12 protein-coding genes are annotated in these 13,805 nt (G+C 68.2%); 5 read left to right on the plus strand and 7 right to left on the minus strand.

All coding sequences use genetic code 11. The annotated features are described in order from the left end of the window. Positions 1–18 precede the first annotated feature (18 nt). The 6 genes from ACFW6D_RS23295 to ACFW6D_RS23320 all read right to left on the minus strand — a co-directional run bounded on the left by ACFW6D_RS23295 (position 19) and on the right by ACFW6D_RS23320 (position 7,125). Positions 19–288: an acyl carrier protein gene (locus ACFW6D_RS23295; protein WP_379331342.1), complete on the minus strand. Its 270-nt coding sequence runs from the start codon at positions 286–288 to the stop codon at positions 19–21. Next, entirely contained in the window at positions 285–1,988 is a 1,704-nt protein-coding gene (locus tag ACFW6D_RS23300) for an acyl-CoA dehydrogenase (RefSeq protein WP_379331344.1), read from the minus strand. The genes ACFW6D_RS23295 and ACFW6D_RS23300 overlap by 4 nt, the downstream gene beginning before the upstream one ends. After that, the gene (locus tag ACFW6D_RS23305) at positions 1,985–3,703 is read right to left on the minus strand and encodes an acyl-CoA dehydrogenase family protein (protein ID WP_379331346.1); all 1,719 of its coding nucleotides are present in this window, start codon (positions 3,701–3,703) and stop codon (positions 1,985–1,987) included. Before ACFW6D_RS23305 ends, ACFW6D_RS23300 begins: the two co-directional genes overlap by 4 nt. Next, on the minus strand, positions 3,700–5,418 hold the full coding sequence (locus ACFW6D_RS23310; RefSeq protein ID WP_379331348.1) for a fatty acyl-AMP ligase: 1,719 nt from the start codon (positions 5,416–5,418) through the stop codon (positions 3,700–3,702). Before ACFW6D_RS23310 ends, ACFW6D_RS23305 begins: the two co-directional genes overlap by 4 nt. A gap of 28 nt (positions 5,419–5,446) precedes the next feature. Continuing rightward, positions 5,447–6,379 carry a PDR/VanB family oxidoreductase gene (locus ACFW6D_RS23315; protein ID WP_379331350.1) on the minus strand — a complete coding sequence of 311 codons (933 nt, stop codon included), beginning with the start codon at positions 6,377–6,379 and terminating at the stop codon, positions 5,447–5,449. Between the two features lie 71 nt (positions 6,380–6,450). Further along, entirely contained in the window at positions 6,451–7,125 is a 675-nt protein-coding gene (locus ACFW6D_RS23320; protein WP_379331352.1) for a hypothetical protein, read from the minus strand. A 222-nt stretch (positions 7,126–7,347) separates the two neighbouring features. On the opposite strand from ACFW6D_RS23320, the gene ACFW6D_RS23325 reads away from it, so the two are divergent. From ACFW6D_RS23325 to ACFW6D_RS23345, 5 genes are read left to right on the plus strand one after another with little or no spacing between them, the layout of a single operon-like run. Further along, on the plus strand, positions 7,348–8,409 hold the full coding sequence (locus tag ACFW6D_RS23325; RefSeq protein ID WP_379331354.1) for a ketoacyl-ACP synthase III family protein: 1,062 nt from the start codon (positions 7,348–7,350) through the stop codon (positions 8,407–8,409). Continuing rightward, positions 8,406–9,866 carry an MFS transporter gene (locus tag ACFW6D_RS23330; RefSeq protein ID WP_379331356.1) on the plus strand — a complete coding sequence of 487 codons (1,461 nt, stop codon included), beginning with the start codon at positions 8,406–8,408 and terminating at the stop codon, positions 9,864–9,866. Before ACFW6D_RS23325 ends, ACFW6D_RS23330 begins: the two co-directional genes overlap by 4 nt. Next, the gene (locus ACFW6D_RS23335; RefSeq protein WP_379331358.1) at positions 9,859–11,298 is read left to right on the plus strand and encodes a class I adenylate-forming enzyme family protein; all 1,440 of its coding nucleotides are present in this window, start codon (positions 9,859–9,861) and stop codon (positions 11,296–11,298) included. Before ACFW6D_RS23330 ends, ACFW6D_RS23335 begins: the two co-directional genes overlap by 8 nt. Further along, entirely contained in the window at positions 11,298–12,515 is a 1,218-nt protein-coding gene (locus tag ACFW6D_RS23340) for a type III PLP-dependent enzyme (protein WP_379331360.1), read from the plus strand. Before ACFW6D_RS23335 ends, ACFW6D_RS23340 begins: the two co-directional genes overlap by 1 nt. Then, the gene (locus ACFW6D_RS23345) at positions 12,512–12,769 is read left to right on the plus strand and encodes a phosphopantetheine-binding protein (RefSeq protein WP_379331361.1); all 258 of its coding nucleotides are present in this window, start codon (positions 12,512–12,514) and stop codon (positions 12,767–12,769) included. The genes ACFW6D_RS23340 and ACFW6D_RS23345 overlap by 4 nt, the downstream gene beginning before the upstream one ends. 65 nt (positions 12,770–12,834) lie before the next feature. Here the strand turns inward: ACFW6D_RS23345 and ACFW6D_RS23350 are convergent, their stop codons facing one another. Then, positions 12,835–13,695 carry a BTAD domain-containing putative transcriptional regulator gene (locus ACFW6D_RS23350; RefSeq protein ID WP_379331363.1) on the minus strand — a complete coding sequence of 287 codons (861 nt, stop codon included), beginning with the start codon at positions 13,693–13,695 and terminating at the stop codon, positions 12,835–12,837. Positions 13,696–13,805 lie beyond the last annotated feature (110 nt).

Here is a 13,805-nt window from a genome sequence, read left to right on the forward strand (position 1 = left end):
GCTCCCTCGATTCGGAAGTCATTGCCGTGGACCGGTTTCGGTGGCAAGGAACTCGGCCATCGCGGTGACGGTGGGGTAGTCCCAGGCCAGCGTGGGTTCGACGGCGATGCCGAGGGTGTCCTCGATTTCGCCGCAGAGCGTGATGGCGTAGACCGAGTCGAGTCCGTACTCGGCGAGCGAGCGGTCGTGGTCGATGGCCTCGGCGGTCGTGTCGAGGTATCCCGCCACCTTGGTCGCCAACCAGTCGGCGATATCGGCTTCGGTCATTACCGGGCTGAGGTCGGTCATTGCTTCTCCTGGGGGATCGAGCGGAGTACCGGTGCGGCGTCGAGGCAGTGGCTTCGCCCCGTTCGGGTGCGCTGGGTGAGTTCGTCGAAAACGGTGTCCACGTCGGCGATGTCGACGTCGGGTCGAAGACCGGTGCGCCGGGCCTCGATCGCCGCGACGGCGAGCCGGGCCCACACGGCGGTGAACGGGTCGGGGCTGACCAGGTGGTGACCGGTTGCCGCGGCGATCGCGAGCAGCTCGCAGTAGCGGGCGGCCACGGCCATCGGGCGCGGCCCGGCGTCGATCCCGAGTTCGGTCCGTGCCAGCCCGCGTGCCGCGTCGCCGAAGGCGGGCAGAGTCCGGGCGGTGGTGGCCACGCTGCCACCACCGCCGGATCCGGCGTCGTGCAGCGCCGCGAGCGCGGACGGCAATCCCGCCAGATAGGGATCACCGACCGGGACTCCGATCCGCAACCGGTCGAACGGGATGTCCCCGCCGGTAGTGGTCGGAGTGAACAGGTGCTCCGCCGTGGTGCCGGTCTCGGCATCGCGGGTCAGGCGGGGCAGGTGGGGCAGGATGCTGAGCAGGCAGGAGGTGCCGCCCGCGTGGCCGATGCCGATCGGGCCGACATCCCGGAAGTGCTTGCCGAACAGCCCGGACGGGCCGCTGCGCAGATAGAACCGCGCGCCGAGCACCACCGCGAGGTACTCCATGGCCTGTTCGAGTAGTTGTGGGGCAAGGTATTTCGCGGCGGCCGTGTGGGTGGCGACCGCGTCGGGGTTGCTGTGGATGCGACGTGCGACGGAGCCGACCATGGCGTCGGTGGCGAGCAGCAGTGCGTGTGCCAGCGCGATATTGGTGCGGGCGTGCTCGAGCGAATCCACGGTCCGTCCGCGCAGGACGCGCTGTGCGGCGAACGAGGACGCGATGTGCAGCGCCATGTCCACCGGGCCGATGCCGGCGCTCGCCATCACTGTCCGGCTCACCTGGAACGATCGCAGCGCGATCTCGGCGCCGGTGCCGCGCGCCCCGACCAGATCCGCGGTGCGGACCGGATGCCGATCGAAGTCGAAGCCGCTCAGGGTGACTCCGCGCAACGCGGTCGTGGGGAAGCGGGGGAGTCGGCCGACGGTACGCGTCGTATCGGTGAGGTCGACGAGGAACAGTGAATGCGACCGGCCCGGCCGGTCGTCGGTCCGTGCGAAAACCACGGCCGCACTGGCACGGTGGGCGTTGTTGATGACTTCCTTGCGACCCTCGAGCAGGTAGCCGCCCTCGGACTCGACCGCCCGCATCTCGTTGGACGAGAAGTCGTTGCCGTGGTCGAGTTCGTGGTAGGCGACCGATACCTTGCCACCGTCGAGGATGGTGTTCGCGAGCGAGGCCTGCTGGGCGGCATCGCCGGCGGTCCAGACGTTGAGCCCGGCCATCAGCGTGGTCACGCCGTAGCCGAGGCCCAGTGAGGCGTCGCGGGCGAACACCGGACGAAGGGCGCCGATCAGGTCCGGAACCGAGCGCAGCGTGCCGCCGAGTGCGGCGGGGACGAAGGCGGCGTTGAGCCGGGCGGTGTCGAGAAGGTCCTCGGCACCGTCGGCGAGGCGGCGCATTTCGTCGGCCGCGAGAACGGCGTCGGCGGGCATCGGGCCCGCCGCGTCGAAGGGGTCGCCGAGGGCGGCCTCGATCGACTCGCCGCAGGCGGTGATGGGCAGTGTCGAGGTCACTTGGTTCCTGCCTTCGTCGCGCGGTGTCCGGCCTCGCCGAGCACACTGATTCGTTGTGCGCCAGGCAGTTCCAGCGCCGCGGCGAGCAGTCGATCCGTCGTCCCGTAGGTGCCGTCGAATTCGCCGACGTCACCGCGCAGGCTGCCGAGTACCCGGCCGAGGACGGCTTCGAGCCACAGCCCGTCGTGCCAGAGCGGGTGTCCGGCGCGGTCGGTGCGGTTGGCGTACCAGAAGTGGATGGCACAGGCCACGCCGAGGCACAGCGACAGGCGTTCGGCCACGACGAACGACGAGTTCGGGGTGTCGGCGGCATTGAGCGGTTGGGCTGCCGCCCTTGCGGTTTCGGCGCCGGTGAGCTGGCTCGCCTCGGCGATCAGTGTCCGCAACGGCTCGGGTGTCCCAGGGTCATGTGCGGTCGCTTCCGCGACAGCCGCCAGTGACCGCAGTGCGCTCGACCCGCGTTTGGCCAGCAAGCTGAGCCGCGCGTACTCCACCGGCTCGGGGTCCAGGTTCAGTCGGCAAGTCTCCGACATCGTCTCGGCGGGCAGCGCGCCCTTGCCCGACACCAGCGAGAACTGGCTGATCAGCGACGACAGGTTGACCACCGTATTGCCGTCGAACAGCGAGACGATGCGGTGATCACGTTCGATCCGGCCGAGCACCCGGTCGTCGCCGTCGAGCACGGAGCGGGCACCGACCAGCCCGCGCAACCGGCGGATCATGGCTTCGGTGCGGGTCGGGACGAGGAACTTCGCGGCCGCGCAATGGACCGACAGTTCGGCCGGGAGGTTGTGGATCGAGCGGGCGACCACGAAGGCGAACGCCTCGTTCAGGAACTGGTCGGCGAGTGCCTCACCGAGAATCCGGCGTGCGTCGGGCAGCTCGATGAGTGTGCGGCCGTAGAGGTTTCGGGTGCGTGCGAACTCCAGCGCCGCCTCGAGCGCACTGTCCGCCGCGCCGAGCGAGAGCGCACAGCACAGCGTGCGCGTCAATTGCAGTCCGCGCAGCACGGTTTCGAGCCCGGTGCCGGGGCGCCCCACCAGATCGGCCTCGTCGACGATCGCGGAGTCGATCCGGATTCCGCTGATGTCGGCGCCGCGGATCCCGTGGGTGAGTTCCTTGGGCACCGGTCGGTGCGCGTCGTGGCGTGCCTTGTCGTAGAACACCAGGTCGAATCCGCGCGGACCGCCCTCGGGCTTGCTGCGCACCAGCAGTGTCAGCGCGCCGCCCCTGGTGGCGTTGTTGATCAGCCACTTCTCGCCGTCGAGAACGAGATTGTCCTGATCGTCGCGGGTCAGACGCATGTCCCCGGACAGCAGGTCGCTGCCGTGGCCGCGTTCGGTGAGGCCCCAGCTCACGGCCGTCCCGGCCAGGATCACATCGGCGACCCGCTGTGCCAACTCCCGGTCGGCACCGACCCACACGGTCACCGCGCCGAGGAAGGTCTTGCCGTGCGCGACGGCGAGGGTGACGTTGCGTCCCGCGATCGTGCGGATGATGCCCATGGTCTCGGCGTAATCGTCGAGCTTGCCGCCATATTCGACGGGAACGTAGTACTCGAACACGCGGTTGTCGTCGAGCAGCGCCACAGCGCCGGTGGGGAATTCATCGATCCGGTCGGCCGCGTTCAGCGCACTGTGCCCGGCCGGGTTGTCGAGTTCGGCACCGGCGCCGAGGATTTCGTCCAGGTCGTCGTGAGTCGTCGGCGCCGTCATGACACCGTCACCTGTTCGGTCAGTGCGGTGACCTGGCCTGCTTCGTACAGGTCACGCATCCGCACCCGGCGGATCTTGCCGCTGGTGGTCCTGGCGACCGAACCCTTGCGCACGAGCACGACTTCGGCGATGGGGGTGCTGAATTCGGCCCGGACCACATCGCGGATCTCCGAGATCACCGCGGCGTGCGCGGTGTCGGCGAGCAGTTCGGGACGGATCTCGTGCACCAGGACGAGCCGTTCGGGCTGACCGACCGTGAACGCCGCGCCCACCCCGGCCGCGACGGCGGGGGAGACGGTGCGGGCGGCCCGCTCGATGTCGTGGGCGTACAGGTTGCGACCGTTGACGATGATGGTGTCCTTGATCCGGCCGGTGACATAGAGGCTGCCCTCGGAGAACGCCCCGAGATCACCTGTGCGCAGCCATTTTTCGCCGCTACGACCGACGATCTCGGCTGCGAAGCTCTCGGCGCTCTTCTCGGGCATGTTCCAGTAGCCCGCGGCGACACTCGTGCCGTGCACCCAGATCTCGCCCACCGCACCGGGTTCGACTTCCTGAAAGGTCTCGGGGTCGACGATGGCGACCTGCAGTGTGAGCGGCCTGCCGCTGCCGACCAGCGTTCTGACCTGAGCCTGCGATCCCGGCGCCGGTGCCTGCAACACATTGCCCGCGAACGCTTCCGCGTCCACATCGACGACGACGGGTTCGTCGCCCACCGGCGTACCGGTGATGAACAGCGTGGCCTCGGCCATCCCGTAGACCGGCATCACCGCCGATCGCCGCAATCCGCGCGGCCCGAGCTTGGCCAGGAACTTGTCGATGGACTCGGCCTGGATCGGTTCGGACCCGTTGAGCACCGATCGCACACAGCTCAGGTCGATGTCGGTGATGGCGTCGTCGTCCACCCGGCGGGCGACGAAGTCGAACGCGAAGTTCGGTGCCACGCTGATCGTGGCGCGGTAGCGGTCCATGGTCTGGATCCACCGGACCGGGCGCTTGATGAAGGTCACCGGCGACATGAAAACCGCTGTGCCACCGACGAACAGCGGATGCAGGATCATCCCGATCAGGCCCATGTCGTGGTACTGCGGCAGCCAGGACGCCATGATGAGGTCGTCGCCGGTTTCCAGAGCCGCCCGGATCTCGATCTCGTTGGCGACGAGATTGGCGTGGGTGACGATCACGCCCTTCGGATCGCCGGTCGAGCCGGAGGTGTATTGCAGGAACGCGATCGCGTCCGCGCCCATCGCGGGCGGGGTCCAGGAGTCGGGATCGGCGACGACCTCGTCGGTCGCGAGAATCACCAGATCCGGGCGCACCGATTGCGCCCACGCGGTGACCAGGGGAGCGAGCTCGGATTGGGTGAGGACCACCCGCACATCGGCATCGGCGACGATGCCCGCGAGCCGGTCGAGGCCCTTCTCCTTCCCGTCCGGCAGCGGCGCCGGGACCGCGACGACACCGGCCGCGAGCGCACCGACGAACGCCGAGACGAACGCTGTACCCGGCGCGAACAGCAGCAGGGCGCGATCACCCGGCTCCATGAGCTCCGACACCGCGACCGCGATCGAGCGGGCCTCGGCATCCAGCTCGGCGTAGGTCAGCGACCGTTCGACCAGCTCGGTGCCCGCTTCCTCGAGGAAGACCAGAGCCTGCTTGTCGGGGGTCGACTGCACTCGCTGATGGAAATACGACAGATAGGTTGCGTTCGACATGCGCTTGTTCCTTCTACGTGGGGACGATCTAGAGCGCCAGGCGCAGGACAGGACCCGCACCCCGCGAGACGCAGGCCATCATGGTTTCGCCGGATTGCCGCTCCTCGTCGGAGAGCACACAGTCGCGGTGGGTGATCGCACCGGCGAGTACCACGACCTCGCAGGTGCCGCAGGTGCCCTCCTCGCAGGAGGAGGAGATGTCTATTCCGTGCTCGCGCAGAGCGTCGAGCAGGCTCGTGTTCTCGGCGACGGTGATCTCGCGACCGCTCTCGGCCAGTTCGACGAGGTAGGAGTCGTTGTCCGCCGCGTCGTCGGTGAGGACGGCGTGAAAGCGTTCGGTGCGCACCGCGATGCCGTGCGCGGCGCCGGACTGTTCGACGGCGTCGATGAGACCGGTCGGACCGCAGCAGTAGATCTGCGCCGAGCTGTCCAGACCGCCGACGATCGCATCGATGTCGAGCAACCCCTCGGTGTCCTGCGGGCGCGTTATCACGCGTTCGGGATACCGATTCGTCAATTCGGAGATGAATGCCATCGACTCGAAGGTGCGGCCGCCGTAATAAAGAATCCACGAAAGGCCGAGTTCCCCCGCTTGCTCCATCATCGGAACGAGTGGGGTGATACCTATTCCGCCTGCGATGAACACCGTGTGCGCGGCGGCGGTGAATTCGAAACGGTTTTCCGGGCCTTTGTATGTGATCAACTCACCGAGGGTGAGGCGCTCGTGGATATATGCCGAACCGCCCCGGCTCTCGGGTTCGCGGAGAACGGCGATACTCCATCGGTCGCGGTCCCGGCGAGAACCGCACAGTGAGTACTGCCGGGACCGTCCATCGAGTTCGACAGCGATATGCGCACCCGGGGCCCATTCCGGCAGCGGGGTACCGTCGGGGGCCTTCAGCTCGACCCGGACGACCCCGGTGGCTGCCGACTCGATGGCGACGACCTCGAGCTTGTCCATATGCCCTCCGATGCCTGTTGTGCGATACGACAGACTCTGCGGGGTCGCGCTAAGGTGGCCCTAGATCAGTCCTAAACCGGCAGTTCAGAGCCGGTATTCCGGTGCTGCGCCGTGCGGTGATCGGGCTCGGACCGCAGCGCCGACGCGGTGGCGGTGGCGGCGATCAGCACCAGGACTCCGTGCCCGATCCGGCCGACGGACGGCAGGAAGAACTGCGGCAGGTAGAGCCACACCAGAGCCGTGAAAGCGATCGGGGCCCAACCGGATCGACGAGCCACCACCCAGAGCGTGACGGCCACGCCGAGGGCGAGCCATCCGAGTCCGAACAGTGTCAGCGCGGCCGGGTGGTTGCGGATCCGGTCGGCCAGTGCCATGCCCTCGTCCGAGTTCGCCGCAAGCGCAGCCTTGCCGATCTCGTTGAGCGCGAAGCATTCGAACCCGTAATACAAGCTCAGCAGGGTGACCGCGCCGATCCCGGTCGCCGCGGCCGCGACGCGCAGCCCGGTACGGGTGGCCGGTCGGGAGGCGACGTCGAAGAGTATCGCGGCGGCGATCAGCGCGAACCCGAGCACCGCGAGCAGATGGGCGAACACCCACGACGAGGACGCGAACGCAGCGGCGCCCGACAGTGTCTTCTCGTCCGAATAGGGCCGAAGCAAGGGGTAGGCGGCCAATGCGACCCCTGCTACGACAAGACAAGCCGAAGTCGCGGTCCGGTAGGAGTTCTGGATATTTCGATTGCTCATATCGGCCACATTAGGACCGCGGGCTAATCGCCACATTACGCGCCGACGGCGAGCTAACCCGATTCTTACGCGGCAATTATTACCCGCTTGTGAAGACGGTGTTGCGACGTATGGTTCGAAGCGGATTCGCAGTACCCGATTCGGGTGCCTGTCGAACACTCGGAGAAACTCCGGGAATTCACCGGATATCTGTTCCGAATTCACAGAAAAGCGTGATCACTGATGAAGCTTGACGATACCTATCTCCGCGGCATCGGGGCCTGGCTCCCGAATGTCGTGTCGACGGCGGACGCGGTGGCCGACGGCCGCTACGACGCCGACACCTGTGCCGACGACGGCTACGAGAGCATCTGCGTCGAGCGCGATCTCGTCGCCGTCGAGATGGCGGTCGAAGCGGGCCGACACGCGTTGGCCGCCGCAGGCACCGCGCCCGAATCCATCGACACCCTGTTCCATGGGGGTCTGTGGTACCAGGGCGCCGAAATGTGGCCTGCCGCATCGTTTGTCGCCGATCAGGTCGCGCACCCGCGCACCCACGCCTTCGACCTCCAGCAGCAGTGCAACGTCGGGCTGAGCGGCCTCGAGCTCGCGGCTCGACTCCTGCGCGCCGACGGTGGCGACATCATGGTCACCACGGCGGATCGGTTCACGGGCAACCGATTCGATCGGTGGAGTACCGAAACCGGCATCGTCTACGGCGACGGCGCCGCGGCGGCGATCATCGGCCGCACTCCCTCACCCCTGCGGATCGTCGCGACGCACACGGTCGCGAGCAACGACGCCGAGCCGGTGATCCGCGGTCCCGAATTCTCGCTGGAAACCCCGGCGGATCCCCTTGTCCTGCAATCCAGGTTCGACCATTTCGCGACCACCGGCGGCCTGCGAGCTGCCGTGCAGCGGGTGCTCGGGGCCGTCTCGGAGGCCGTGTCCGGAGTATTGGCCGACGCCGACTGCGCGATGGAGGACCTCGGGCACATGATCGTTCCGGCCGCGGGTCGTTCGAAGTTCGACCGGCAACTCGGCAGCCTGGCCGCGTTCGACATCACACGGTCGAACTGGCGCTTCGCCCAGACGATCGGCCACATGGGCGCGAGCGATCAGCTGGTCGGCCTGGCACATCTGCTCTCGACCACCCGGCCGCGGACCGGCGAACGCATCCTCCTGGTCGGCGGCGGAGCCGGATTCACCTGCACCTGTGTGGTTGTCGAGTGGACCGGGCTCGACACCGATGAGCCGCCCGTCCGCATCGGCCGCCCGGCCGCCGCGCCGGTGCCTGTCCGGTGACAGCGCCTACGCGTTCGACAGCCCCGGACAACCGGGTGCCGTCCGAACGCGCCCACTGGCCTGCCGTCGCGGTGGCCGCGGTCGCGGTCGCGGTCGCGATGTTCAACAACACGTCGATGAACCTCGCGCTGCCCGCGCTGGCGGCCGACCTCGACCTCGACAGCACCGACATGCGGGTCGTCGTGGTGAGTTACTCCACGGTGTTCGCGGCGCTGCTGGTACCCGCCGGATTCGCGACCGGCCGCCTTGGCGCCCGCCGGACCCTGGTCGCGGGCCTGATCGTCACGTCGGTCGGCGGTGCCCTCGGGCTGTTCGCCGACACACCGGCGGTGGTCATCGGCGCCCGCGTGGTGCTCGGTGCCGGTGCCGCATTGGTGACACCGGCCTCGCTTGCCGCGATCATCCAGGTCGTGCCCGCGGCCAAGCGGTCCGCCGCGATCGCGGTCTGGACCGGAATCACCGTGGTCGGTACAGCTTTCGGTCAGGTTGCGGGCGGTGCGGCGATCGCCTGGCACGGCTGGCAGGCCACCTTCGCGATGACCGCCGTCGTCGGGGCGGTCTGCGCAGTGGCCGTGCTCGCCGTACTAGCCCCGCTCCCCGCGCAACGCAGCGATGCGCTCTCGCCGGTCACCGCGTTGCTGCTGGCCGTCGGGATGATCGCCCTGGTACCCGCACTGAATCTGATGACCGATGTACCCGTGCCCGCGTCGATCGTCGCGGTATCGGCAGTGGGGTGTCTGGCGGCCGTTCTCACCCCGGCGCACCGGCGCCGCGAGATATTCGGTGACCTCGACCGCGACTCGATCGCGGGCCAAATGGTCAACGGCGCAGCGTTTCTCGCTGTCGCGGGTGCGATGTTCGTCCTGACCCAGCTCCTGCAGGCCGGCCACGGCCTTTCCGCCCTGGCCGCGGGCACGGCGGTGCTGCCGACCACGGCGGCCACCATCGTCGGCGCGGTGTCGGCGCCGGTGCTCGCCCGCACGGTGGGTCCGCGGCTCGGCGTCGTCACCGGCCTGCTCACCACGGCGCTGGGTTGTGTTGCCGCGGCGGCGAGTACGCAGAGCGTGCCACTGGTGATCGGCGCGATGACCATCGTCGGCCTCGGTATCGGTCTTGCCATGCCCATCGCCACCGAACTCGTCGTCGCCACGGCGCCCGCCGACCGCGTCGGCACCCGCACCGCCGCCAATGACGCGGTGCAGGAGATCGGCTTCGCACTCGGCGTCACCTTCGTCGGCAGTGCGCTGGCCGTGTCCTACTCGATGCGGGCGGGCCCGGACGCGCCGTCGCCCGGCGCGCTGCTGACCGATGCGGGTGGACCCGCACTCGCTGCGCTGCTCGCCGCGTCCCGCAACGCCTATCTGGTCGAGGCCGCGCTGCTGCTCGCCGTGGGCGGCGCGGTCGCGGCGATTCTGCCTCGCGCACCCATCACACGAGACGAGGGAACTGATGGATAACCATCCGAATTCGCACGATCGGGGCCCGTTCTCGATCCTCGCCGCAGCGGCCTCGGCCGCGGGCACGTCCACCGCCGTCCGAGACGGCGATCGCACACTCACCTACGCGCAGCTACTGCGTGCCGCGGTGAGCGCGGCCGGGAAGCTGGCCGAATCCGGTGTCCGGCAAGGTGATCGGGTGGTGGTGCGTGCCGCGACCGCGCCGGAGACCATCGCCGTGCTCTTCGGTGTCTGGTATCTCGGCGCGACCGCGGTGCCGCTCCACCCCGCCACCACCGACCGCCGACTCGAGACGGTGGTCGGCGACTGCACCGCCGCACTGGTGGTGGACAACGACTCGAGCCTCGGCGACACCGAGACCCCGGCACCGCCGGTAACCGGGCACGGCCCCGCGGATCTGGTGTGTCTGCTGTACACCTCCGGGTCCACGGCGGCGCCCAAAGGTGTTCGATGCCCGGCCGCGGCGGTCGACGCCGCCATGACCGGCATCGCCGAGCGCCTCGGGTACCGCGCCGACGACCGGGTGGCCCTGCTGCTGCCGCTGTCGTTCGACTACGGCCTGTACCAGGTGCTGCTCACCTTCGCCGCGCGCGGTGAACTCGTCCTCGCCGACGGCTCCAGTCCCGGCGCCATGCTGCGGGCGATCTACTCCCACGAGGTGACGGTCCTTCCGCTGGTCCCGGCAGTCGCGACGATGCTGTCTGCGCTGATGGCCCGCCGCGGCCCCGCTCTGTCGGTGCGTTCGGTGACCAGTACCGGCGCCGACCTCGCCGAACACCGGATCAGCGAACTCCGAACCGTGTTTCCCCGCGCCGCGATGATCGCGATGTACGGGATCACCGAGTGCAAACGGGTCAGCATCGCCGAACCCGACGCGGGCCTGACTCGTCCTGGCACGGTCGGACGGCCGCTGGCAGGCACAACCGTGGAGATCGTCGACGAAGCCGGTGCACCGGTACCGGTCGGCACCGTCGGGCAGATCGTCGCCTACGGCCCGCACGTGATGGACGGTTACTGGGGTCCGCCGCAGCTGAGCGTCGATGTCTTCGGAACAGCCGAGGACGGGCGACGCTTCCTGCGCACCGGCGACTACGGCCGCGTCGACGCCGACGGATACCTCTACATCGAGGGCCGCCGCGACGACATCTTCAAGGTCAAGGGCGTCCGCACCAGTACCGCCGAGATCGCGGCCGCCGCCGAGCAGGTGCCAGGCGTCGGGCAGGCCGTCACCGTGCCGCCCACTCCCGATTCCCCCTACCTGGTCGTGATCACCGGAACCGCGCAACCGGCGGTGGTCCTGGCCGGATTGGCATTGCACCTCGAGCCGCAGAAGATCCCCGACGACTGCGTCGTGGTCTCGGCACTTCCACTCACCAGCAACGGAAAGATTGACGTACGCAACGTCATTCGCCGATACCAAGGTAAGGAATGATGAACCCGTCACCAGAGTCGATCGCCGGTCGGTACGGAACACCGGTCTACATCCATCGTCAGGAACTGGTCGAGCGCGCGAACAGCGACCTGCTGGCACTGCTTCCGGCGCCGTGTCGCCTGTACTTCTCGCTCAAGGCGAATCCGAACCATCACATCGGGTCGATTCTGCACCGCGGTGGCTGCCACGCCGAGATCAGTTCGACGGGGGAGCTGGCCTCGGCGATCCGCGCCGGCTTCGACGTCGCCGACGCGCTGTACACCGGTCCGGGTAAGACCGCGGGTGAGATCGCCACCGCGCTCGCGGCCGGGGTGGTGACCTTCTCGTGCGAATCCCTCGACGATCTGCGCCGAGTCGCCGACGCCGCCGTCGCGGCCGATGTCGTCGCGCGGTGCCTGCTGCGGGTGAACGGACCGGCGGCCCACGGCAACAGCGCGATGCGAATGACCGGTGCCGCAACGCAATTCGGCATCGACATCGCCACGGCGACGTTCACCGCCGCCGATCTCGACATCGACGGCGTCGACGTGGTCGGCCTGCACTTCTTCCCGGTGAGCAACGTGGTCGACGAAACGGTGCTCATCGCCGAAATCCTCGCCAGCATCAGCCACGCCCGTGCGTTCGCGGACCGCCTCGGCATCTCGGTGCGACTGCTCGACCTCGGCGGTGGTTTCGCCGCGCCCTACGGACGCGACGGTGTCCGTCCGACCTATCCGAATCTGCGGTCGGCGGTGTCCGACGCGCTGGACACCTCGTTCCCTGGGTGGCGTGACGGCGCGCCCGTTGTGGCGTTCGAGTCCGGCCGCTATCTGACCTGCGACAGCGGCACGCTCGTCGCCGAGGTCACCGAGATCAAGTCGAGCGGCGGCCGCGAATTCGTCATCACCGACACCGGAATTCACCATGTCGGCGGGCTGTCCGGGATCGGCCGGGTGCCACCGATCAGTGCCACCGTCGTCGGCGCCGCAGGCGCGGAGTCCGGTGCGGCCGCCGTCGTCGGTCCGCTGTGTACCCCCGCCGATGTGCTCAACCACCGGTCCGATCTGGCCGGTGCGAAACCGGGCGATCTCGTCACCATTCCGAACGTCGGCGCCTACGGGATCTCCGCGAGCCTGATGGGTTTTCTCTCGCGCCCCGCACCGGCGGAAGTCGTGACCGACGGCGACCGGGTGGTCGCCGCATCCGTGCTCGAAACAACCAGGAGAGACCTGCCATGACCGAGAATTCCCCGTGGGACCCGTCCTTCGAGAAGCACGTGCGCAGCGTCCTGCCGCCGCGAACCCGCGAGATGACCTTCGACGCAGGCGCTGAGCTGAAGTCGGTCGGCGTCGATTCGCTGGCCCTGGTCCATCTGCTGATCGCGCTCGAGGAGGAGTTCCAGGTGGCGATCCCGGATTTCATCCTGGTCGACGGATCCTGCGACACCGTCGGCGGTCTGTGGGAGGTCATCGACGGGTTACGCCAGAAGTAGCTAGGCGTACCTGCGCCTTCGCTCCGGCCGTGCGCGGCTGATGAACGCTGACGCGTCGGCGCCTGTCAGGCCACCCCGACGCTGGCTCGAAGGTCGTGGTCGAGCGGGCTGACCCAGATTCTGGATACATCCCGGCCACTGAGAACGGTGTCGAAGATATGCCGGATCTCAGGGCCGGGGGGTATGCCGAGTTCGCGGTGCAGATGGCGGGCGAAGTTCTGGTACAGCCGCAGCGCTTCGCCGCGCCGCCCACTTCTGGACAGCGCGATCATCAGGCAGCCGTGCAGGAATTCCTGAAACGGGTCGTGCCCGATCAGGGATTCGAGCTCGGGGATCAGTTCGCGGCCCGCTCCCATGTTGATCAATACCTCGACGCGGCCCTCGCGGGCGCTGAGGTGAATGCGCTCGATGGATTCGCTGTGCCGTGCGAGTTCACCCGGCAGATCGATGCCGGTGAACGGCTTTCCGTGCCAGTGCGCGAGGGCGCTGTCGAACAGTTTCAGCGAGGTCGCCGCGTCGTTGACGCGATGCGCCGCGTGTGCCTGGCGGACCTGCTCGGTGAACAGCTGGACGTCGAGTCTCACCAGCCGGTCGTCGAGCAGGTAGCCGTTGCGGGCGTTGCGGATGACGGCGCTCCCGTCACCGCCGAGATCGGTGAATATCCTGCGCAGCTTGCTGACTTGGACATGGACGCTCTGTCGAGCGGTCCGGGTGGGGCGACCGTGCCACATGAGTTCGATCAGGCGCTCGACTTCCACCACTCGCCCCGGCGAACAGGAGAATATCGCCAGCGCGGTGCCCATATGGCTGTTGTCGACGACCTGCATCGCGCAGCGGGAATCTGCCTCGCTCTCGCGATCGGTGCGTATTCGCATCTGGCCGAGTACGTCGACCATCAGCATCTCGAGCCCCTCTCGCTCGGTCATCGAATTGATACTACAGTACAATCGACAGCGAAAAAATGGCCGCTGATGCCTCAGTTGGAGACTTTAGTAGTAGTCCATAGGGTCGAGTCGGTCGTGTGACCGGCGTCACG

This window comes from Nocardia sp. NPDC058705, from assembly GCF_042749305.1.
In the GTDB taxonomy this organism is placed as follows: domain Bacteria; phylum Actinomycetota; class Actinomycetes; order Mycobacteriales; family Mycobacteriaceae; genus Nocardia.

Bases quoted from the DNA above. Each gene is read 5' to 3' on its own strand.
- ACFW6D_RS23295 (WP_379331342.1), bottom strand. From the start codon at position 288: ATGACCGACCTCAGCCCGGTAATGACCGAAGCCGATATCGCCGACTGG.
- ACFW6D_RS23305 (WP_379331346.1), bottom strand. From the start codon at position 3,703: ATGACGGCGCCGACGACTCACGACGACCTGGACGAAATCCTCGGCGCC.
- ACFW6D_RS23310 (WP_379331348.1), bottom strand. From the start codon at position 5,418: ATGTCGAACGCAACCTATCTGTCGTATTTCCATCAGCGAGTGCAGTCG.
- ACFW6D_RS23315 (WP_379331350.1), bottom strand. From the start codon at position 6,379: ATGGACAAGCTCGAGGTCGTCGCCATCGAGTCGGCAGCCACCGGGGTC.
- ACFW6D_RS23320 (WP_379331352.1), bottom strand. From the start codon at position 7,125: ATGAGCAATCGAAATATCCAGAACTCCTACCGGACCGCGACTTCGGCT.
- ACFW6D_RS23325 (WP_379331354.1), top strand. From the start codon at position 7,348: ATGAAGCTTGACGATACCTATCTCCGCGGCATCGGGGCCTGGCTCCCG.
- ACFW6D_RS23335 (WP_379331358.1), top strand. From the start codon at position 9,859: ATGGATAACCATCCGAATTCGCACGATCGGGGCCCGTTCTCGATCCTC.
- ACFW6D_RS23340 (WP_379331360.1), top strand. From the start codon at position 11,298: ATGAACCCGTCACCAGAGTCGATCGCCGGTCGGTACGGAACACCGGTC.
- ACFW6D_RS23345 (WP_379331361.1), top strand. From the start codon at position 12,512: ATGACCGAGAATTCCCCGTGGGACCCGTCCTTCGAGAAGCACGTGCGC.
- ACFW6D_RS23350 (WP_379331363.1), bottom strand. From the start codon at position 13,695: ATGACCGAGCGAGAGGGGCTCGAGATGCTGATGGTCGACGTACTCGGC.